We start from the raw sequence: 22,681 nt of genomic DNA, 5'->3' as shown, positions 1-22,681 counted from the left end.
AAGTAAGAGACGGAGAAATGTTAGGTAAAAGGGTTTTAGAAGAAGCTAAGAAGAAATTACCTGGGTTTAACGTAAAAACTGAATTTACTTTCGGCTCTCCAGGAGATGAAATAGTAAACTATACTCAAGAAGACGGAACTGACATAATCGTTATGGGTAAAAACACTAACAAAAAGTTTTCTTTTTTAGTAGGGTCAGTTACAGCTTATGTTGTTAAGAGAGTTAAATGTATAGTTATAATGATTCCAGAAGAATTTTAAACATAAAAAATAATATAAAATTTGATTAAAACGTAGCTTTGCTACGTTTTTTATTTTTTTGGAATTAAATTAATAGAGGAAGAATAAGAATATATCATAAAAAGGAAATAGGGGGGATTTAACAGGTGGCAGAACTTGAGCTAAAAAATATTTACAAGGTTTACCCAGGTGACGTCGTTTCTGTAAAGGATTTCAATTTAAAAATAGAAAACAATGAGTTTATCGTTTTTGTAGGGCCATCAGGTTGCGGTAAATCAACTACACTAAGGATGATTGCAGGGCTTGAAGATATTTCAAAAGGTGAGCTGTATATTGATGGAAATCTTGTAAATGATACAGAGCCTAAAGACCGTGATATAGCTATGGTGTTTCAAAGTTATGCACTCTATCCTCATATGAGCGTCTATGATAATATGGCATTTGCTTTAAAACTTCGTAAAATGCCAAAAGATGAGATTGATAAAAAGGTTAATGAAGCAGCAAAAGCATTAGAGATTACAGAGTATCTTAAAAGAAAGCCAAAAGAATTATCAGGAGGACAAAGGCAGAGGGTAGCACTTGGGAGAGCTATAGTTAGAAACCCTAAGATATTCCTTATGGATGAACCTTTATCTAACTTAGATACTAAACTTAGGGTTCAGATGAGAAGAGAAATATCATTATTACATCAAAAATTACAAACAACTTTTATATATGTAACTCACGATCAAGTTGAAGCTATGACTATGGGAAGTAGAATAGTTGTTATGAAAGATGGGGTTATTCAGCAAGTAGCTAAGCCAAAAGATTTATATGATATGCCATCTAATAAATTCGTTGCAGGATTTATAGGAAGTCCACAAATGAATTTTATTAATACAGTTATAAAAAAGGAAGGTGATAAATTTAAATTTACTATTTCAGGTAATGATATAGAATTAGATACTAAAAATGCTAAGAAACTATATTCAGTTGAGAATGTAACACTTGGAATTAGACCAGAACATTTGATAGTTTCAGATACTTTAGATTTTCACTTTAAGGGAACTGTAGAACACTTTGAACTTATGGGCTCTGAAACATATATATATTTTAGATTAGAGACATCAGAAGTTTTAGTAGTTAGAGCAATGGGAAGTGAAAAATATATGATAGGGAGTGAAATAAAATTAAAATTGAAATTTGATAAATTACACTTTTTTGATGTTGAAACTGAAAATTCTATATAAATGGAGGGTTAATAATAATGAAAAGTAGAAAATTAATAGCAGCTATAATAGCAGGTACATTAATTACAGGTTTATTTGTAGGATGTGGTAGTTCAAAAGATGATGGAAAAAGTGGGGAGAAGAAGACTTTAACTGTTTGGTCTCATTTAACTAAGCCTGAAATTGATGAGTTCCAAAAGGTAGCAAAGGAGTTTGAAGACAAGAATAATGTTAATGTAAAAGTATTAGAGGATAAAGGTGAATTCCAAGCATTAATTCAAGCAGCGCAAAGCCCTGATGGACCAGATATAATGTTAGGTTATCCTCATGATAATTTAGGAACTTTTAAAAAGGCTGGAATCGTTTCAGAAATTCCAGAAGGGAAATTAGACGAATCAAAATATGCGTCTAAAAACATAATAGATGCAATAACTATAGACGGTAAAAAATATGCATATCCTTTAGCGCAGGAAACTACAGCATTATTTTATAATAAGGAATTAGTAAAAGAGGTTCCAAAATCTATGGAAGAATTAGTTGAGGATGCAAAAAAAGTTGGTTTTAAATACGATGTAACAGATTTTTATAAAGCATTTGGAATGATAGCTGCAAATGGAGGATACGTTTATAAAAATAATAATGGAACTTTAGACCCAAAAGATATAGGAATGGGAAATGAAGGCGCTATTAAAGGCTATACATTCATTCAAGATTTAGTAGTAAAGGATAAATTAATACCAAAAGATATAAATGGAGATTTAGCAAAAGGAGAATTCGTTTCTAAAAAGACAGGATATTATATTTCAGGTCCTTGGGATGTTGGAACTTGCAAAGAAAATGGAATCGATTTAGGTATTGCTCCTATGCCTACATTAGGGGGAAATGTAACGCCTTCTTTTATGGGAGTTCAATCTGGATTTGTTAACGAAAAATCTAGCAACAAAGATTTAGCTTTTGACTTATTAGCTTACCTTTCAGAGGAATCTGGAAAAATAGTTTATGAAAAAGGTAATAGAATACCAGTAACAAAGGCTGGGCTAGAATCTGAAAATATTAAAAAAGATGAGAATCTTCAAGGGTTTATAAAACAAGCAGAGAAAGCTGTTCCTATGCCTAATATACCAGAAGTTCAAGCTATGTGGACTCCAGCTGCAGATAATTTAAAACTTCTAGTTGCAAACAAAATTACTCCAAAAGAATGTGCAGAGCAAATAGTAAAACAAATCAAAGAAGGAATAGCACAACAAAAGTAATATGAATTTTAGGCTCATAATGCTATAAAAATATATTATGGGCCTATAATTTAATAAATTGGGGGTGGATTTATGTTTAGACTTAAATTTTCTAATAAACATAAGGGGAGATTTTCTATTCCTTATTTGATGCCAGCTTTAGTTTCTATAGGTATTTTTACAATACTTCCTATACTATACACTCTCTATATAGCTTTTACAGATTACACTATGTATAGCGGGGAAAATACGAACTTTGTAGGTCTTTCTAATTTTAAAGATATATTTATGGGTCCATTTAAAGATGTATTTTTACCAGTATTTATTTGGACTTTAATTTTTGCAATATTATCTACAGCAGGGTGTTTTTTACTTGGACTCCTTTTAGCTGTTATTTTAAGTAATAAAAATATGAAAGAATCCGTTATTTATAAAGGAATATTAATTATACCTTGGGCACTTCCAGTTACAGTTGCAATTCTTTCTTGGCAAGGATTATTAAACGGTAGTTATGGTGCTATAAATACTTTGTTATTAAACCTTAATTTAATTAAAGAGCCTATAGGATGGCTTACAGATCCTAATATGGCAAGGCTTTCAATTATTTTAGTTAATGTCTGGCTTGGTTTTCCATATATGATGAATGTTTGTATGGGAGCTATAGCGTCTATTCCTGAGACCTACTTTGAAGCAGCTAAAATAGATGGAGCTTCGAGGTGGAAGCAATTTATAAAAATTACTGTACCTTCTATTGCAGTTACAGCTTTTCCGTTAGTAATATCAAGTTTTGCTTTTAATTTTAATAATTTCAATACTGCATATCTTATTACTCAAGGGGGTCCAGCTAGGGTAGGTTCCCAATTTGCAGGATATACAGATATTCTAGCTTCAACTAACTATAAATTATCAACACAGTTTGGAAGATATGATATAGCATCAGCTCTAAGCATAATAATATTTATTATAATTGCAACTATTTCTTATTTCCAAATGAAAGCCTCAAAACAATTTGAGGAGGTAGAGTAGATGAGCGATTCAAAATTAAAATACAAGAAAAAGTTAAAATCAGGAGAAAGGAGAATTTTATTTTTTAGTAGGTTATTTGTTTGGTTTATGATAATAATAACGCTAGTTCCAATAGTTGCAGTACTATCTTCATCTATGTCTAGTGGAGAAACTTTTATACAATCAACTTTTTTCCCAGAAACTTGGAGCTTAGAAAATTATAAAGCTGTTATAGAAGAAACAGACTTTTTAATTTGGGTTAAAAACTCACTTAAGATATGCTTATCAGTTGCACTTTTGCAGCTAACTTTATCAGTTCCAGCTGCATATGCATTTTCTAAGCTTAAGTTTAGAGGAAGAAAAAAAGGGCTTATGAGCCTTTTAATCCTTCAGATGTTTCCGACAGTTATGGCACTTCCAGCTATACTTGGAGTAGTTTATAATATGGGGCTTATGGATAAGCCTTTTGTTTTAATTCTTATAATAGGAGGGGGAAGCGCTTATAACATATGGCTACTTAAAGGGTATATTGATGGAATTCCAAATGATTTAGTAGAGGCAGCTAAGATGGATGGTGCAACAAACTTTCAAGTATTTAGAAAGATTATAATACCTTTAACTAGAAATATGATGATAGTAATCTTCTTATTTGCATTCATAGCAGCATATAGTGAATTTATCTTTACGTCATCTCTTTTAAAAGATGCTGGAAATCAAACTATAGCAACTGGGTTAAAGCAATTTATAACTAATAACTTCTCAGCTAACTGGAGTCAATATTCAGCAGCAGCTATTATGGCTTCAGCACCTATAGTTATTTTATTTATGTGTGTTCAAAAGTTTGTACAAACAGGATTAGTCGCAGGTTCAGTAAAGGAATAGTGTTTTTTATATAAAGTTGTATTCTATAGTGTTTAGAGTGCAACTTTTTGTTTTAATTTGTCGAGTAAATATGTAAATTTAATGTATTTTTTTAATAGTAAATTGGGTATATTTTAAATAAGTATAGTGTATGGTATAATTTTTATATAGAATTAAATCATCAAGGGAGGATTGGCTAATGAAAGAAAAATTTGATTATAAAGAATGGTTTATGTCATTTATAAATGTATTTGGGTGTGTTTTCTTCATGTTAACTATAGCGTATGTCCTTTTAGAGTGGATTTTCCATATGGAACTTAGTATATGGTTTATGGCAGGGTATGCTTTAATATATGCAGCTATATCAGCTAAGTCATATATGGATGTTACTGTTGAATTAGATCCTATAAACAAACACAAATTAGAAAAGTTATTAGAGTCTGGGGCACTTCCTATAAAGAATAAAGAGGGCGGAAAATATATTTTAGGAGTTCCTTTTACAGATAAACTTATTACTAAATTTATGGAAGTAAAATTAAGTAATGATAAAACTGTTTTAAGAGGATCTAGAAAATACGTTGAATATATAAATAAAATTATTCAAAATAAATCAAATACAGTGAAAAACTAAAACTGTTGCACTAATTTAAGTGCAACAGTTTTTTAATTTTATAAATAAATTTTTAAAAACTCTTGATAAACGTTTACAAAAGTTATATAATCTAATTAACAACTTAGTTAACCGTTTCACTAAAACGGTTAATCATTAAGAAAGGATGTTTTGTATGAATAAGGTTTGCGTTTTAGGAAGCATTAATATGGATTTAGTTATAAAAGTAAAAGATATGCCAAGAGTTGGAGAAACAATTTTATCAAATTCTTTTGTGAAAATTGCTGGAGGCAAAGGAGCAAACCAAGCAGTTGCTGCAAAGAGAGTTGGAAATGAAGTTTCGATGATTGGAAAAATCGGAAAAGATGAAAACGGACAAATATTAAAAGAGTTATTAGAAAAAGATAATATAGATACAAGTTCAATTTATATAGATAATATTAATCCAACTGGGATGGCTATGATAACAGTTGATAAAGATAGTAACAACTCTATCGTAGTTATCTCAGGGTCCAATATGACTATAACAAATGATGAAATAATTAAAGCTAAGAAAAAGATAACAGAAAGCGATATTTTAATTGCACAATTTGAAACATCAGAAGAGTGTATTTTAGAAGCTTTTAAAATAGCAAAAGAAAATAACAAATTAACAATTTTAAATCCAGCACCTGCAAAAGAAATGAGTGATGAATTATTAAAATATACAGATATAATAATTCCAAACGAAACAGAAGCTGAGGTTATAACAGGAGTTAAAGTTTTTGATATAGATTCAGCTAAAGCTGCATCAGAAAAGTTACTAGAAAAAGGTCCTAAATATGTGATTGTAACTTTAGGAGAAAAGGGAGCTGCAGTTATAAATAAAGAAAGATGTGAAATAGTACAAGCGTTTAAAGTAAATGCTAAAGATACAACAGCAGCTGGAGATAGTTTTATCGGAGGATTAAGTTCAAAGCTAGATACTAAAGATTTAAGCTTTGATAACTTAATTAAAGCTGTAAGGTTTGGAAATAAAGTTTCTTCTATAGCAGTTCAAAGAGAAGGTGCTATGCCTTCAATACCTACTTTAGAAGAAATAGTAGAAGTTTATGGAGATGAGTAATTATGAGAAAGACACAGTTATTAAATAGTCAAATTAGTACAGTAATTTCAGAAATGGGACACACAGATTCTCTAGGGATAGGGGACTGTGGATTACCTATACCAAAGGATGTTAAAAGAATAGATTTAGCATTAATTAAAAATTTACCAAGTTTCTTAGATACATTAAAAGCAGTTTTATTAGAATTACAAATTGAAGAAGTAATTATTGCAAAAGAGACAGAGGAAGTAAGCAAGGAGTTATACGAAGAAATATTAAACTGCATAGGTAATGTAAAAGTAACATTTGTAACTCATGAAGAATTAAAAGAGGACTTAAGAGTGTGCAAAGCTGTAATTAGAACAGGAGAGCAAACTCCATATGCAAATATAATACTAAAGTCAGGAGTTGTATTTTAAGAGGAGGAGTCTAATATGATAACTAAAAAACCTATGCTTAAAATGGAAGGTGTTAGTAAATCTTTCCCTGGAGTTAAAGCCTTAGATAAAGTTAATATCACTGCTTATGGCGGAGAAGTAACAGCTTTAATGGGTGAAAACGGGGCTGGAAAGTCTACCTTAATGAAAATTTTAAGTGGTGTATACACAAAAGATGAAGGTAAAATTTTTATTCAAGGTGAGGAAGCTAATATTCACGGCATAAAGTCAGCTGAAGAACTAGGAGTAACGATAATACATCAAGAATTAAGTATAATAAATAACTTAACAGTTTCAGAAAATATTTTTTTAGGAAATGAAAAAGTAAGTAAGTTTGGTAAGATAAATAAAAAGCTTCTAAACGAAAGAAGTAAGATGTTTTTAGATCAGATAGGTTGTGACTTTGATCCAAATATGCTTGCAGGTAACTTAAATGTAGGTGAAAAGCAGATGGTTGAAATAGCAAAAGCTTTAACTAAAAATGCTGGAATAATTATAATGGATGAACCTACAACAGCACTTACAGAAGTTGAAACTAAAAATCTTTTTAAAGTTATAGATAACCTTAAAAGTAAGGGTATTGCAATAATTTATATTTCTCACAGAATGGAAGAGATTTTTGCAATATGTGATAAGGTTGAAGTTTTAAGAGATGGTAAGTATGCAGGGTGTGCAAACATTAAAGATATAGATAATGATGATTTAATAAGCATGATGGTAGGAAGAAAGATAGAAGATCAATTCCCTTACAAAGAAGTAGAAAAAGGTAAGTAGATAATTTATCTTCAAAAGCTGGAGTTTATAATGCATCTTTTAAAGTTCGAGAAGGTGAAATACTAGGAGTAGCTGGACTTATGGGTTCTGGAAGAACTGAGCTTTTAAAAACTGTTTTTGGTGCATACAAAAAGACAGAAGGTAAAGTAATTATAAACGGGGAAGAGTTAAAAGGAAATAGCATAAGAGAAGCTATTAAGCACGGCATATGCTATCTTTCAGAAGATAGAAAAAAAGAAGGATTAGTACTTGGAATGTCTGTAGGAGATAATATGACTTTAGCTAATTTAGATAGCTATGAAAATCGTATGTTCGTTATAGACAGAAAAAATGAGGCATCTGATGTAAACGATTATATAAAAAAGATAAGAATTAAAACTCCAAGTCCAAATCAATATATTAAAAACTTAAGTGGTGGTAATCAGCAAAAGGTTATCTTAGCAAAATGGCTTTTAACAAACCCTGAAGTTTTAATAATTGATGAGCCAACTAGAGGTATAGATGTAGGAGCTAAAAAAGAAATATATGAATTATTAAATGAACTAAAAAACAAAGGAAAAGCAATAATAATGATTTCTTCAGATATGCCAGAAGTTTTAGGTATTTCAGACAGAATTATGGTAATGAGTGAAGGAAAAATCACAGGGGAATTAAATAGAGAAGAGGCAACTCAAGAAAAAATAATGAAATTAGCATTACAATAAACCTAAATTATAAAGGTTTTGAGAGGAGATATTAAAATGAAAGAAAATTATAAAGTTTATTTAGATAAGTATAAGTCACTAATAGGTTTAGTTTTACTATGTGTAATAATAACTTTTGTAACTCCAAAATTCTTAAGTGTAGCAAATATTACTAACGTATTTACTCAAGTTTCAGTTAATGCAATCATAGCTGTTGGTATGACATTTGTAATATTAACTGGAGGAATAGATTTATCAGTAGGTTCAACACTTGCAATTAGTGGTGCACTTTCAGCTTCAATAGTTAAATCAACTGGAAGTATCACTTTAGCTATACTTGGAGCATCAGTTTGCGGTATAGCAATAGGTTTAGTAAATGGTATTCTTATAGCAAAAGGAAGATTACAAGCATTTATAGCAACTCTTGCAACTATGACAATATTTAGGGGAGCAACTTTAGTTTATACTGATGGTACTCCAATATCAAAATTACCAGAAGCATTCTTAAAAATAGGTAATGCAAAATTAGGATTTATACCAGTACCTGTTATCATAACAATAATTATAGCTATAATTGGAATATTTATATTATCACAAACTAAATTTGGTAGATATCTTTACGCTTTAGGTGGAAATGAAGAATCAGCTAAATTATCAGGAATAAATACAGATAAAATAAAAATGATGACATATGTAATTTCAGGCTTTGTGTCAGCAATTGCAGGTGTAATTATAACAAGCAGAATAGGTTCTGCATCTCCAAACGCCGGTACAGGATTTGAATTAGATGCAATCGCAGCTGTAGTAATCGGAGGAACTTCACTAGCTGGTGGAGAAGGTAAGATTACAGGAACTATTATAGGTGCTTTAATAATTGGAGTATTAAATAATGGATTAAACCTTATGAACGTATCACCTTTCTATCAATCAATAGTAAAAGGTTTAGTAATATTAATAGCAGTATTATTAGATAAAAAAAGCAGAAATAAATAGGCTTTAAGGAGGTATAAAAATGAAAAAGAAAAAGAGACTACTTGTAAGTTTAATAATTAGTATCTTCTTTATAAGCTCCTTAGCCGGCTGTGCTAGAAGTGATAACCCAAAGAAAATAGGAATGGTAGTATCAACTTTAAACAATCCATTTTTCATATCAATGAAAGATGGGGCAGAAAAAGAGGCTAAAAAGCTTGGATACGATTTAATTGTTTTAGATTCAACTAATGACCCAGCAAAAGAAAGATCAAACGTTGAAGACTTAATACAATTAGGAGTAACAGCAATCTTAATAAACCCAACAGATAGTGATGCAGTAGTAAAAACAGTAGAAGTTGCAAACAAAGCAAACGTACCTGTAATCACTCTAGACAGACAAGCAAACGGTGGTAAAGTAACAAGCCATATCGCATCTGATAATATTGTAGGTGGTGAGATGGCAGGGAAATATGTTTTAGATAAACTAAAAGATAAGGATTCTATAAACATAGTAGAACTTCAAGGAATTCCAGGGGCTTCAGCTACAAGGGATAGAGGTCAAGGTTTCCACAATATTTTAGATAAAGAAAATAAAGCAAAATTTATCTCAGTTCAAGCTGCTGACTTTGATAGACAAAAAGGTCTTCAAGTTATGGAAAATATAATCCAAAGAGATAAAAATATTCAAGTGGTATTTGCACACAACGACGAAATGGCACTTGGTGCAACTAAAGCTTTAAAAGCAGCAGGGGTAGATGCTATGGTTATCGGTTTTGACGGAAATGATGATGCTAAAAATGCAATAGATTCAGGAGATATGACAGCGACAATAGCTCAGCAACCTGAAGAAATAGGAGCATTAGGAGTAGGTCTTGCAAACGATATTTATAACGGTAAAGAAGTAAAAGAAAACATAGCAGCTGATTTAAAAGTTTATGACAAAAATTAGTTTTGTAAAATTAAATTAAGATTAGAAAAAGAGGATGCAAAACTATTTATAGTTAACATCCTCTTTATATTTATAGGGGGCTATAGAAATAGTTTGTATGATATAATTTAAGTATAGATAAATATGTAGAGGTGGAAGATGAAAAAGACAACTTTAGCAGATATAGCGAAAGCTGTAAATGTTTCAAAAACAACAGTTTCTATGGTTATAAATAATAAAGATATAAATACTTCAAAAGAAACTAGGGAAAAAATATTAAAAACGGCAAAGGAATTAAACTATGTACCAAACTTTCTTGCAAAAAGTTTAAGTTCTAAAAAAACTTTTACTATAGGTGTAATAGTTCCAGATATACAAAACCCTTTCTTTAGTAAGATGGCAAAGGGAATAGAAAAGGTAGCTGAAGAAAACGGCTACAGTATAATTTTATGCAACACTTTAAATAACAAAAAAAGAGAACTAAATCACATAAGACTACTTATGAGTAAATCTGTAGATGGAGTAATCATAATTCCTATAGGTAATGAGTGTGAGGGACTGAATCTTTTAGAAACCCAAGGGATACCTTTTGTTATTGTAGATAGAATTATAGATGATTTTGAAAATTTAAATTGTGTATTTTGTGATAGTGAAAAAGGTATCGAGGAAGGAATAGATTATTTATATAGTAAGGGTAAGAGAAATATTGCTTTTGTTAGTGGAAAACTTTTAGATAAAGTTTCTATAATAAGACATAAAGCTTATATAAATAAAGCAAAAGAATTAGGAATCTATAATGAAAATCTAAACGTCCAAGAAGAAATAACCTTAGAAGGTGGTTTTATTGGAACGAAAAAACTTATAGAAAAAGAAGAAAAGATAGATTCTATATTTTATAGTAGTGACGTTTTAGCTATAGGTGGAATGAAATATTTAATTAGAAAAGGCTTTAAAATCCCAGAAGATATAAGTATATTAGGCTTTGATAATATAGATATTTGTGAATTTATAGAGCCAGAGCTTTCAACTGTTGCACAGCCTATTTACCATATAGGAAAAGAAGCTATTAGATTATTATTAAAACTTATAAATAAAGAAACGGTTTTAGAAAATATAGTAAAACTTGAACCTTATTTAATAGAAAGATGGACAGTAAAATAATATGGTATAATTTATTAAAAAGTGAGATTTATAAGGAGGGTATAAATGATTAAAGTAAATAAAGAACATTTATTAGGTGTAGCAAAGGAGCTTTTAGAATTTAATAGTCCTAGTGGGTTTTGTTTTGAGATAATGGATTTAATTAAAGAAAAAGTTAATAAGCTTGGGTATAAGTTTGAAATGACAAACAAAGGTTGTGGAATAATTACAATCGACGGAAAATCAGAAGAAAAAGTTATAGGACTTTCAGCACACGTAGATACTTTAGGGGCTATGGTTAGGTCTGTAACTTCAAATGGAACTTTAAAATTCACTTTAGTTGGAGGACCTATAGTTCCAACTTTAGATGGAGAGTACTGCACTATAAGAACTAGAGAAGGAAATGAATATACAGGAACTTTTTTAAGTACTAGTGCTGCAATTCATGTTTATGAAGATGCATCTTCAAAAAAACGTGACCCAGAAAATATGGAAATTAGGATAGACGAAGTAGTTAAAAATAAAGAAGATGTTTTAGCTTTAGGAATAAATTCTGGAGATTATATATTCTTCGATCCAAAGACTACTATAACTAAAAGTGGATTTTTAAAATCAAGATTTATTGATGATAAAGGAAGCGTAGCTTGTCTTTTAAACCTATTAGAAGCTTTTGATAGGGAAGGGATAGTTCCAAGCTACAAAACAAAGATATTTATATCAACATACGAAGAAGTAGGACACGGATCATCTTATATTCCAAACGATATAACTGAGATGATTGCAGTTGATATGGGCTGTATAGGAGACGATTTAAATTGTACAGAGTATGATGTATCAATTTGCGCTAAAGATTCTGGTGGACCTTATGATTACAACATGACTACAGAATTACTTAATCTAGCAAAAATAAATAACATACCTCACGTAGTTGATATTTATCCAAGATACGGTTCAGACGTAGGTGCTGCACTTAGAGGCGGAAATAATATAAGAGGGGCACTTATAGGTCCTGGAGTTCACGCAAGTCACGGAGTAGAAAGAACACATTATAATGCACTTGAAGGTGTTGTAAAACTTTTATACGTGTACTTAACTAAATAATTATTATAAAAAATAGCTGTAATTTAAAGATGTATCTTTAAGTTGCAGCTATTTTTATTTTAGGGTAATATAAATACAAATATTATATAAAATGTTAAAATATGATAAAATTAAGAAAAAGAGCAAGGGGAAGGGAAGATGAAATTTAGAAGATTTATTAAAAAATATTCTGTGCTTTTTATAACATTTTTTATAATAAACATTTTCTTTATTTGGATCTTATCAAATATTTTATCTTTAGAAAAAAATTTAAAAGCTAAGAATTCACTATTAAGTGAGAATGCAAAAACTATTTATTTTCAAGGATTCGATTCTTTAGATAAGAATAACATTTTAAAATTATTTAATGATAAAAAAATTATATTAGAGAGTATCTTAAGTTACTCAGACTCAAAAGAAACTCCAGAGATAAAAGGCGTTTATTATAATTATGATATAGATAAAAATTATCCTTTAAAAGAAGGTAGAATGTTTAGCGTAAATGAAATTTTAAATAAAGAAAAAGTTGCAATAGTAAGCAATGATATAAAGAATAATATTACGGACGGAAAGATAAACGTTCAAGGAGAAAAATATAAAGTTTTAGGGGTTTTTGATAAAGATGATAAAATAAAAAACACAATTTACATAAATCTAGACTCAAAAGAGGTTGATTTAATATCTAGGGCAATTACCTTAGATTTTAAAGATGGTGATATTTCTAAATTAATAGAAGATATAAAAAATGAGGCTAATAAAAGTAATGTGGAAGTTTTAATTTCTGATCCCTATGGTTTAAATGATCCATTAGAAGAAGCATTAGGAGAAAATAAAATCCATATTATACTTGGCGTTTTGTCTAGTATATGTTTAATATCAACAGTTATAAACATAAGTACCTATTGGATAGATAAAGAAAAAGCTATTATAGGAATAAAAAGTTTAGTTGGAGGGACAAAGTTAGATTTAATAGTAAGATTCTATATAGAATATATTTTGGTTATTCTAATTACTATAGTTATTTCTTTAATTACTTGGACTTTTGTTTTTAGAGAACCGATTAAAGATATATGGATTATAGGTACTTTGATTATTTTAAATATTCTTGTAAGTACAATAGCTTTTATAACTCCTTTATTTAAGTTATGTAGATTAAATATAAATTCAATTATTAAGGAGAATATATAGATGAATCTTAAGTTTATATGGGAAGGGATTAGCAAAAAGATAGGGTTTTCAATACTTACAGTTGTTCAGTTTGTTGTAGCTATTATTTGTATATTTATAGCATTTCAAACTATTAATGATATAAATAAATCAACAGATAATGTTAAGGATAGCTTTAGTAATGGTGTATATTATAAAATCGATAATAGAATATCTCAAAATGAGTTAAATGCATTTAATAAAGATACTATAGATAAGGATATAAGCGAACTTATAAAGATAAAGAATAAATTAAATGAAGACAAAGAAATACGGTTTTTATCAGCAGAATCTAATTAAGTAATGATAAAAAAGGATGAAACAATTAATAATACTATTGTAACATATGAACCTATAAAATATAAAGATCACGACTATCTTAGGGTTCAAGGATTATGTGTAAATGAAGAGTTTCTTAAAGATATGAATTACAAATTTATATCTGGAGGGGTAGGGGATTTTCAAAGGAAAAGTAATGAGTTTCCTATTATTTTAGGAAGTTCTTATAGAGAAAAATATAAAGTTTTGGATACAATATATAGTATAGATTTAATTGCAGATTCTAATATTCAAGAGATAAAGATGAAAGTTGTCGGAATATTAGATAGTGGTAATTATGTATATGAAAATGGAATAATGGCTGAGGGAAAATTACTTGATAATACTATAATTTATCCATTTAACGATGGGGTTCTTAAAAAAGAAAGAAAAGATGAAAGAATAGAGGGAATTGTAAAAAGTAGTTTAGTAAATCATATAAGTGCAGGATATCTGGTAACACAAAATAGAGAGTATATAAATGAAATTAGTAATGAATTATTAGAGTATAAGTATAAGTTTAAACTGGTAGATCTAAATGATTCAATTAAGGAATATAAAAACGAAATAAAAGACAGTTTAAGTCCTGTGATAGTGACATCTATAATAGTTATATTATTTTCACTTATTTCGGTTATTATAGTTATGATAAACTCAATATCTAAAGACAAAAGAGAATATGGAATAAATATTATGGTTGGTGCAACTTTAAAGGATATAAAATTTAGGGTTATTGGTGAATTGTATGTTTTATTATCATTAAGTTTGATTGTAAGTGGAGTAATCTTAAATACAATACCGGAACTAAAGTTTAATATTTTTGACTTTTTATTAGCTTCGCTTTGTATGATTTTTCTAATAGCATTAGTATCTCTTATATTAATTTATAATTTAAATAAAATTTCTATAGATACTTTGATGAGGAGGAAAGAATGATGGAACTTATAAATATAAAAAATATTTATAAATCATATGGTGTTAATGATTCAAAGGTAGAGGCTTTAAAAGGAGTTTCATTAAAGATAAATAAGGGAGAGTTAGTTGCTATTATAGGAGCGTCAGGTTCGGGTAAATCAACTCTTTTAAACATTATAGGGTGTATAGATAAACCTTCAGTTGGAGAATACTTTTTACTAGGAGAAGATATAAATAAATCTAGTGAAAGGAAACTCTCTAAAATTAGAAATACTAAGATAGGATTTGTTTTGCAATACTTTGGGTTAGTTTCATCTTATACGGTATACGAAAATATAGAACTTCCTTTAATTTATTCAAAGGCAAAAAATAAAAAAGAAAAAATAAATAATATTTTAGAAAAGTTAAAGATATCAGATAAAAAAGAAAAGTTACCAAGTGAATTATCAGGTGGACAAAATCAAAGGGTTGCAATAGGACGAGCTTTAATAAATGATCCAGAAATTATTTTAGCAGACGAACCAACTGGTGCGCTTGATAAAAAAACTTCAAATCAAGTAATGGATTTACTCAAAGGACTAAACGAAGAGGGGAAAACTGTCATAATTGTAACTCATGATGATAATGTTGCAAACAGGTGTGATAGGATAATAAAAATTGAAGACGGAATTATTAAAGGGGAGAAGATAAATGAAAAAAAGGACTAAAAGAGTAACTTTGATTATGTTTACTGTTATCTTATCTTTAGGGGTAGCATTTATATTTTACTGCAAACACTTTGATGTTTTTACAGAGAAAATGATCGCGTGTGAAGTTAGAAATGAAAATAATAATATAATTACATTTAATACGAAACCTTTTATCCATGATTATGTAAATATTGCATTAGGGTATGAAGATAGTAAAAATATTAAAGATGATATTTCATTTGAAATAATAAATCCTAAAGGTGAAATTGTTAAGGCGGGAGTTTTAAATGAAAAAGAAGTATTAAAGGAAAATTTAAAAGCTAAAAGTGGAGAATGGAAAGTTAAATTAAATTTAAAGGATAATGAGAGTGCTATGATTAATTTTGGCTATGCAGTATCTTCATCTAAAGAAAATAATATGAAATTTGAATAAACATTTATCCGTGAATGTGTTTTACCTTTAAAGTGAATATTTTATGGTGTAGTATAATATTAAATAAAAGGTAAAAAAATACAATTAAGGGGTGGATATATGAGAAAATATAAGAAATTAATGAGCTTTGGAATAATTTTTTTCTTAGCTTTATTTTTTGTAGGGTGCGAGACTAGAATCGAAAGTAATTTCAACGAAGAAAATATTAGTTTTAAGGATATTAAGATGCCTGATATAGAAGGGTTTAAAGTAAGTATACAAAATTTAAGAAATAGTAATGATGAAAAAATCGGGAAAATAACAATCAAAGAAGAAAAAGGAAATAATGAAATTTGCTATTTAACTGGAGATGGTAGTGATAAAGTAAATTTAGATATAAATAAAGATAAAAAAGAGATAATAATATCTCCTAAAGAAAAATATATAGACAGCAAAGGGAATTTAAATATTAATATAAACGTGCCTATATCTTATATTCAGATATTTGGGGGAGCATTTAGTTTAGATATAAAAATGCAAAGTGAAAAGAACTTTTATTCTAAATTTAGGTGTGCAATAAATGGAAAGATAGATATTAAGAATGCAGATAAAGTAGATTTGAATTTTGCAGGAGCTGGTGATTTAGATTTAATAGGAAAAGCAAAAGATTTTAATATTGAATGTGATGGTGCAGGAAATATTGATGCGGAAAAATTTTACGTTAAAAATGCAAATGTAAAATTAAACGGAGCGGGTAACTGTATAGTAAACGCTAATGAAAGCTTTGATGGAACTATAAATGGGGTTGGTAGCATTAAGTATAAGGGCGATCCAAAGTCTGTGCAAAAATCCGTAAATGGTATTGGGAAGATAGGTAAAGAGTAAATATAATATATTTTATTTTATTTATAACAAATATAGAATAAGTTCATTTAAAAGTTAAAACTTACTTAAATTTTTTACGAAATTATAAATTTTTTTCGTAAGTATAGTAGAATGTTTTTATAATACAAAAGAAAATGGGGGGCATTATGAAGTTTTTATTCATTCTACTAATAGAGATTGTTTTAACTATTTTCGTAGTTGTTGGAATGGTAGCAATTCATAAAAAAATAAGGAAAAAAGAGTTATCAAAGGTTTATTATATATTTTTGGCATTAGCTTTTATATCTCTTATATACTACATTCCAATCAGAATAGTTCCAAAGGTGCGTGATATACCTTACTTTATTAGTGGTAACTACAAAGAGGCAAAAGGAACTTGCGATAGACTAAAAAAATTCAGTAAAGAAAAAGAAGTAACTTTTAAAGGTGAAGATACTAATTTAGAACAATGGACAGTTTACCCAGAAGCCGGAAAAGAATATAAAATAAAATTTTTACCAAACAGCAAATGGATAGTTGATTGTCAGTAAAGTAAAGCATTATCAAAACTTGATAATGCTTTTTCTATTAAGAAAGGATTAATAAAATTAAGTAATTAAGTTAAAAATTAATATTCTAGTTAGAAGGAATAAATCTTAATTCACAAATGATAAATCTTAGATAAAGGTTGCTATAATTAAATTATAGAAAAAAGTTTAAGAGGTGATTTTAAGATGAGTAATGAAATTAAAAAGACTCAAAAAGAAGAATTAAAAGAAACTAAAGATTACTTTGAAGAAGTTAAAGAAGATATAAAATTAGATAAAATATCTGATATTGCTGATTTAAATGATGAAGCAGATGAATTAAAACAAACTGAAAAAGGTAATTCTAAATTAGATAAATTAAACTTAAAAATTGATTTAGATAATATAAAAGGGCTTAAAAAAGAAGCTAAATTAGAAGCTAAAAAGAAATTAAAATTTATAAAAGATTTAGAAAAACTAGTTATTGAACTTGAAAAAGAAAAAGGAAAAGCTAGCGCAGATATGATTGATGAATTCAATGAAATATTTGATAAAGGCATAAAAGAATTTTCAAAAGATATGGGATTAACTAGAGCTGATGAAAAAGAATTAATTAGAGATATGAAAGATGAACTTGAAGATCTTTAATTTTTAGTATAAGAATTAGTGTAGAAACTCATTTCTTAGGGGTTAAATTCTAAGAGTGGGTTTCTACTATAATTTTCATAATGTTTTAAGAGGAGGTGCTTTTTGCATCTCCTTTTAAATTTTTATCTTAAAATTCATAAATGATATAATAAGGCTTAAGATACAAAAAGCAAGGGGATAAAAATATGAAAAAACTTATAAAAATAATAATTTCTATATTAATAGTTATTATATTAGGTTCGATAGCTTATATAATTTATGAAAATAAAAGTATAGATAATAAAAAGAAAGAGGTAGAAACACTCTTAGATAAAAAGGATTATGATAATGCTGTTTCAAAAATAAATGAACTACCTAATAAGGAGCAAAATAAGGAATTAAAAGATAATATTACATTATATTTAAGTTCTAAAGAAGAATTTGATAAAGGCGATTTTATAAATTCTAATCTTTTAATCGATAAAACTTCAGATGTTAAAAACGACAACTTAAAAAGTGATATCGATTCTCTAAAAAATGAATTAAAAGAAAAATTAAAATTAGAAGATGTTTTTAACGAAAAATTCTATAAAATAGAGGACATTATAGAATCAAAAGATTATAAGAAAGCCTTAGAAGAAATAAAGTCATTAGAAAACAGTAATATAACAGACAGGCAAAAAGAAAAGATAAAATATCTAAAATTTAAAATAAATGATGATAAACTTAAAGATAAAAAAGATTTAGAAGCTAAAAAGAAAAAAGAAGAAGAAAGAAAAAATAAAGAAAAAGAACTTACAGCAAACAAGGCTATAGAAAAAATATCAACTCTTAAAAAGGTTAAGGAATTAGTGAATTCAGGAAATCGTGTAATTTATATACCAGAAGAAGCTAAAGAAAATAACAAAGAAGGCTTTAAAATAGAAGTTTTAGAAGATTCAAATGGAAAAAGTACTAGCAAGATGCATTATTTTGTGGATAAGAATTACGAAGTATATGAGCTAGATATAATTAAAAATAAATACGAAAAGGTTAAATAAATTCTATTAAAATCGCTTAAAAAATAAAAGTTTAGGCGATTTTTGTATTATTATGTTTTACATCTTAAAAAAAAATGATACAATGTAAATAACGATATTGGAAACGTATACTTAAAACTTATTTTTATCTTTCGATTAATATTTAAGGAGAGATAAAAATGAATGAATTTAGTTTAAAAACTAAAATATATTTTGGAGAAGGTGCTTTAAATAAATTAAGCGATATTAAAAATAAAAATGTTCTAATTATTTGCGATAAATTTATGGAAGAGAGTAAAACTGCTTTAAAAATCGCAGATAAATTAACTCTTTGTAATACTTTTATTTTCAGTGATATAGTACCAGACCCTAGTGTTCAAATCGTAGCACTTGGAGTTCAAAAACTTAAAGAACTAAACGCAGATATAATTATAGCTTTAGGTGGAGGTTCTTCTATAGATGGTGCTAAAGCTATACGTGAATATTACAATAATCTATTTAAAGAAGATTCAAAAGAGATTGAGTTTTACGCTATTCCTACAACAAGTGGGACTGGCTCTGAAGTTACAGAATATGCGGTAATAACAAACAAAGAAGAAAACTTAAAATACGCATTAACTGATAAATCACTTCTTCCTGATGTTGCTATTTTAGATGCGGAATTAACTAAAACAGTTCCAAAATCAATAACAGCGGATACTGGGATGGATGTAATAACTCATGCTATTGAAGCTTATGTTTCAAAAAATTCTAATGATTTCTCAGATGCTTTAGCAGAAAAAGCATTATGCTTAGCCGTAAATAACCTTGTAACAGCATATAATGAACCTAATAATATGATTTCTAGGGAAAAACTTCATAACGCATCTTGCCTTGCAGGGATGGCATTTAATTCTTCAGGACTTGGGATAACTCACAGTTTAGCCCACGCTTTAGGAGGAAAGCTTCATATTCCTCACGGAAAAGCTAATGCTATAATACTTCCATATGTTATGGAATTTAATGCAAATATAGATAATAACTCTTATATGCAAGAGTATGATTTAGTTGCAATTAAATATCAAAGGCTTGCAAAGCTTTTAGATATAAATGCATCTAGCACAATTATTGGAGTTAATAATTTAATAAGGAATATAATAAATCTAAAAGCTAACCTTACTATCCCTAAGAATTTAATAGAACTTGGAGTGGATATAAAATTAGTGAATGATTTTAGAGAAGACATAATAAACGCAGCACTTAAAGACGTCTGCACTAGTTCAAATCCTAGAGAAGTTTCTAGAAAAGACTTAGATTCATTGTTAGATAAGATAATTGGTATTTAATATATTTGAGGTAAGGCATAATGATTGCTTTACCTCAATTTTTTTTACATATTTTAAAGTAAAAATCAAATTTTAGAATTTTTATTAGTATTTAAATATAATCTGTTTGTGATATATTAAGTATAGTTAACAAAATTTACTATAGGTTTACAAAAGGTTAGGGGGAAAACATATGAAAGATGAAATGTACTATATCGGTAAAGTGGAAAAGATTTGTAAGATAAGCAAAAAAACCTTAAGATATTACGATAAGCTTGGGGTTTTGTCGCCTGACGAGATTTGTGATGAAAACGGATACAGGTATTACAGTAAAGACAATATGCTATCTATTCCTGTTATTAAGTATTATAAGCAAAGTGGGTTTAAGCTAGAAGAGATTAAAGGCTTAATTTATGAGTCAGAATGTACTGAAATAGAGGAAAATTTTAGAGGTAAGATTAAAGAACTTGAAGAAGCTGAAAGACTTTTAAATTTAAAAAAACAGTCTATAAGAGATTGGCATTCTTTAGTTAAAGAAGCTAAGATGGTTATTGATAACAATTTAAATGAGGTTTCAGCAAAATTTATAAATAAAACTGATATGTTATATCTAGATCAAGAATTTAATTATGATTATATGGATTCAATAATTAATATTGATTTTACTAATTATATTGAAAATATAGAAAATGCAATTACAGGACCAGTTATAATAAAATTCCCATCTTTTAAAGAAAAGCTTTTAGGAAACTCTAAAACTATGAGAATAATACAACAAGGGCTATTAAAAACTGAAAAAGAAAAAACTACTGAATTTGGTGGAGGGCTTTTTGCATCTTGCTACCATATAGGTACTCACGATAATATAGATGACACTTATAAAAAAGTTATGGATTGGATTGAATTACACAATTATGAGTGTGAAGAAGAATGCTACGAAAGATACGTAGTTGATTACTGGACAAGCAAAGATAGTAGAAATTTTGTCACAGAAGTTATGATTAAAATTAAAAATTAATATTACTAATATGGTCATATAAAAACCTTGCACCTAGGGGTAAAGTTTTTATATGACCTTTTTTTATATTCTATAAATTTCTTTAAAGAAGAAGGATATAATTCATTCAAAAAGTTTAAAAAACATTCAATTTCTATTAATTATTTAAATTAAATTTAAAAAATACCTCTAAAATAACGTTTACAAAATGACGAAATTTAATATTGACCTTTAACTTAGGGGGAGGGATTATAATCAAATTGTAGAGAGAAAAGATAAAAATAAGAAGTATACACATTCCAATGCAAGAAAATTTTTAAGGTACATTTACATCACAAAAGTAAACGTTTAAAAATAGGGTGATTGTTAAAATTTAAACACACAATCAGTTTATTAATAAAAGATTAAACGGGAGGAGTTCTTATTTATGGCGGAGATATCAGTAGGAGTTGATTCTAAAAGCAAAACTAATAACGGAAGAATTAGTAAAGCTATGGAACTAAAAGAGAAAATGAAAAGCAATTTCTTTAAAAAAGGAGTTGGAATTGCGCTTTTTTCAGGTATAGCTTACGGACTTTACACAGCATTTTTAACTATGGGAATGAGTAAAGGGGTTTGGGCTGATTGGTATGGTGCAAACACAGCTGGGCTTTCAGCATTTATAGTAGTTTACTTACTAGCAGCACTTGGAAACGCAATCAATGATACATGTAGTGCATTTTGGGCGATTGGAAATTCCCTAGTGCAAGGTAAATTCAAAGATTTTATAAGATGTTTAAATTCTAAACCAGGAAGAATTATAGTAGGAGCAGCATTACTTGGAGGACCTATAGCTGGAACAGCTTATGTTATAGCACTTCAAATGGCAGGTCCTATAATAGTTCCTATCTCAGCACTTTGTCCTGCAATAGCAGCGATTCTTGGAAAAATACTTTACAAGCAAGAGATCACAAAACGTATGGCAATAGGAATTGCAATTTGCGTTTGTGCAAGTTTCTTAATAGGACGTACAGGATTCCAAGGAGGAGTTTCAGGAACAGTATTTTTAGGTATTTTTATTGCAATTATAGCAGCACTTGGCTGGGGATTTGAAGGTTGCGTTGCAGGATATGCATCAACTATGGTAGACCCTCAAATCGGTATTTGTATTCGTCAATTAACATCAGGTATAGCTAACCTATTTATAGTAGTACCTATAATGGGACTTTTAGCTGGAGATATAAACATCTCTAAAAACCTAGTTATTGATGCATTTACTAGTGGCCCTGCAATGATTTGGTTTGTATTAAGTGGATTACTTACATTCCTAACATTTATGGCTTGGTATAAAGGAAACAGTATGTGCGGAGCTGGGCTTGGAACAGCTTGTAACGGTACATATTCATTCTTTGGACCATTCTTCTGTTACTTAATATTAGGTGTGATTTCAGGAATAGACGGTTGGTCATTACCTATAGTAGCTTGGGTTGGAGCAATTATTATGATGATTGGTATCTTAACTATAGCTACAAATCCTTTAGACTTTTTCAAAAAGAAGGAGGCATAAATTT

Annotated in this window: 24 protein-coding genes and 1 pseudogene; all 25 read left to right on the top strand. The window is 28.6% G+C overall.

The window, feature by feature from the left end; translation table 11 throughout:
- A partial coding sequence (locus M4I33_RS05645) for a universal stress protein (protein ID WP_257915895.1) occupies positions 1–260 on the top strand: 260 nt, incomplete at its 5' end.
- A 125-nt stretch (positions 261–385) separates the two neighbouring features.
- Positions 386–1,468, top strand: coding sequence for an ABC transporter ATP-binding protein (locus tag M4I33_RS05640; protein WP_257915894.1), 1,083 nt, complete (start codon positions 386–388; stop codon positions 1,466–1,468).
- Between the two features lie 17 nt (positions 1,469–1,485).
- On the top strand, positions 1,486–2,700 hold the full coding sequence (locus tag M4I33_RS05635) for a maltose ABC transporter substrate-binding protein (RefSeq protein ID WP_257915893.1): 1,215 nt from the start codon (positions 1,486–1,488) through the stop codon (positions 2,698–2,700).
- A gap of 72 nt (positions 2,701–2,772) precedes the next feature.
- A complete protein-coding gene (locus M4I33_RS05630; protein WP_257915892.1) occupies positions 2,773–3,705 on the top strand; it encodes a carbohydrate ABC transporter permease in 933 nt (310 codons plus the stop codon).
- The gene (locus M4I33_RS05625; RefSeq protein WP_257915891.1) at positions 3,706–4,566 is read left to right on the top strand and encodes a sugar ABC transporter permease; all 861 of its coding nucleotides are present in this window, start codon (positions 3,706–3,708) and stop codon (positions 4,564–4,566) included.
- 178 nt (positions 4,567–4,744) lie between these two features.
- Positions 4,745–5,176 carry a hypothetical protein gene (locus M4I33_RS05620; protein ID WP_194189445.1) on the top strand — a complete coding sequence of 144 codons (432 nt, stop codon included), beginning with the start codon at positions 4,745–4,747 and terminating at the stop codon, positions 5,174–5,176.
- Between the two features lie 154 nt (positions 5,177–5,330).
- Positions 5,331–6,260, top strand: a complete 930-nt coding sequence (rbsK, locus tag M4I33_RS05615; RefSeq protein WP_194189446.1) for a ribokinase — start codon at positions 5,331–5,333, stop codon at positions 6,258–6,260.
- Positions 6,261–6,262: 2 nt separating this feature from the next.
- Entirely contained in the window at positions 6,263–6,658 is a 396-nt protein-coding gene (rbsD, locus tag M4I33_RS05610; RefSeq protein ID WP_257915890.1) for a D-ribose pyranase, read from the top strand.
- A 15-nt stretch (positions 6,659–6,673) separates the two neighbouring features.
- Positions 6,674–8,154, top strand: a pseudogene (locus M4I33_RS05605) (sugar ABC transporter ATP-binding protein).
- Between the two features lie 36 nt (positions 8,155–8,190).
- Positions 8,191–9,126: an ABC transporter permease gene (locus tag M4I33_RS05600; RefSeq protein WP_194189449.1), complete on the top strand. Its 936-nt coding sequence runs from the start codon at positions 8,191–8,193 to the stop codon at positions 9,124–9,126.
- 19 nt (positions 9,127–9,145) lie between these two features.
- Positions 9,146–10,054: a ribose ABC transporter substrate-binding protein RbsB gene (rbsB, locus tag M4I33_RS05595; RefSeq protein ID WP_257915889.1), complete on the top strand. Its 909-nt coding sequence runs from the start codon at positions 9,146–9,148 to the stop codon at positions 10,052–10,054.
- A gap of 138 nt (positions 10,055–10,192) precedes the next feature.
- On the top strand, positions 10,193–11,194 hold the full coding sequence (locus M4I33_RS05590) for a LacI family DNA-binding transcriptional regulator (RefSeq protein WP_257915888.1): 1,002 nt from the start codon (positions 10,193–10,195) through the stop codon (positions 11,192–11,194).
- A gap of 45 nt (positions 11,195–11,239) precedes the next feature.
- Complete coding sequence (locus M4I33_RS05585; protein WP_257915887.1) at positions 11,240–12,274, top strand: M42 family metallopeptidase; 1,035 nt, start codon at positions 11,240–11,242, stop codon at positions 12,272–12,274.
- A 138-nt stretch (positions 12,275–12,412) separates the two neighbouring features.
- The gene (locus tag M4I33_RS05580) at positions 12,413–13,441 is read left to right on the top strand and encodes an ABC transporter permease (RefSeq protein ID WP_257915886.1); all 1,029 of its coding nucleotides are present in this window, start codon (positions 12,413–12,415) and stop codon (positions 13,439–13,441) included.
- Positions 13,442–13,759 (top strand): hypothetical protein, encoded by a 318-nt coding sequence (locus M4I33_RS05575; protein ID WP_257915885.1) that lies wholly within the window; start codon positions 13,442–13,444, stop codon positions 13,757–13,759. It begins immediately after the preceding gene.
- A 3-nt stretch (positions 13,760–13,762) separates the two neighbouring features.
- Entirely contained in the window at positions 13,763–14,713 is a 951-nt protein-coding gene (locus M4I33_RS05570) for an ABC transporter permease (RefSeq protein ID WP_257915884.1), read from the top strand.
- Positions 14,713–15,399 (top strand): ABC transporter ATP-binding protein, encoded by a 687-nt coding sequence (locus M4I33_RS05565; RefSeq protein ID WP_257915883.1) that lies wholly within the window; start codon positions 14,713–14,715, stop codon positions 15,397–15,399. The genes M4I33_RS05570 and M4I33_RS05565 overlap by 1 nt, the downstream gene beginning before the upstream one ends.
- Positions 15,383–15,814: a hypothetical protein gene (locus M4I33_RS05560; protein WP_257915882.1), complete on the top strand. Its 432-nt coding sequence runs from the start codon at positions 15,383–15,385 to the stop codon at positions 15,812–15,814. Before M4I33_RS05565 ends, M4I33_RS05560 begins: the two co-directional genes overlap by 17 nt.
- A 99-nt stretch (positions 15,815–15,913) precedes the next feature.
- The gene (locus M4I33_RS05555; protein ID WP_257915881.1) at positions 15,914–16,678 is read left to right on the top strand and encodes a DUF2807 domain-containing protein; all 765 of its coding nucleotides are present in this window, start codon (positions 15,914–15,916) and stop codon (positions 16,676–16,678) included.
- A 146-nt stretch (positions 16,679–16,824) separates the two neighbouring features.
- Entirely contained in the window at positions 16,825–17,208 is a 384-nt protein-coding gene (locus M4I33_RS05550) for a hypothetical protein (RefSeq protein ID WP_257915880.1), read from the top strand.
- A gap of 183 nt (positions 17,209–17,391) precedes the next feature.
- Positions 17,392–17,832, top strand: coding sequence for a hypothetical protein (locus M4I33_RS05545; RefSeq protein WP_257915879.1), 441 nt, complete (start codon positions 17,392–17,394; stop codon positions 17,830–17,832).
- Positions 17,833–18,017: 185 nt separating this feature from the next.
- Complete coding sequence (locus M4I33_RS05540) at positions 18,018–18,851, top strand: hypothetical protein (RefSeq protein ID WP_257915878.1); 834 nt, start codon at positions 18,018–18,020, stop codon at positions 18,849–18,851.
- A 158-nt stretch (positions 18,852–19,009) separates the two neighbouring features.
- Complete coding sequence (locus tag M4I33_RS05535) at positions 19,010–20,155, top strand: 1-propanol dehydrogenase PduQ (RefSeq protein ID WP_257915877.1); 1,146 nt, start codon at positions 19,010–19,012, stop codon at positions 20,153–20,155.
- Positions 20,156–20,327: 172 nt separating this feature from the next.
- Positions 20,328–21,152 carry a MerR family transcriptional regulator gene (locus tag M4I33_RS05530; protein ID WP_257915876.1) on the top strand — a complete coding sequence of 275 codons (825 nt, stop codon included), beginning with the start codon at positions 20,328–20,330 and terminating at the stop codon, positions 21,150–21,152.
- Between the two features lie 472 nt (positions 21,153–21,624).
- Positions 21,625–22,677 carry a hypothetical protein gene (locus M4I33_RS05525; protein WP_374707694.1) on the top strand — a complete coding sequence of 351 codons (1,053 nt, stop codon included), beginning with the start codon at positions 21,625–21,627 and terminating at the stop codon, positions 22,675–22,677.
- The last annotated feature ends 4 nt before the right edge of the window (positions 22,678–22,681 follow it).

The sequence above is a fragment of the Clostridium sp. LY3-2 genome (genome assembly GCF_024705715.1).
Classification (GTDB): Bacteria; Bacillota; Clostridia; order Clostridiales; family Clostridiaceae; genus Clostridium.
Note: the sequence above shows the minus strand (reverse complement) of the source record. Positions and strands in the feature narration are given on the sequence as shown.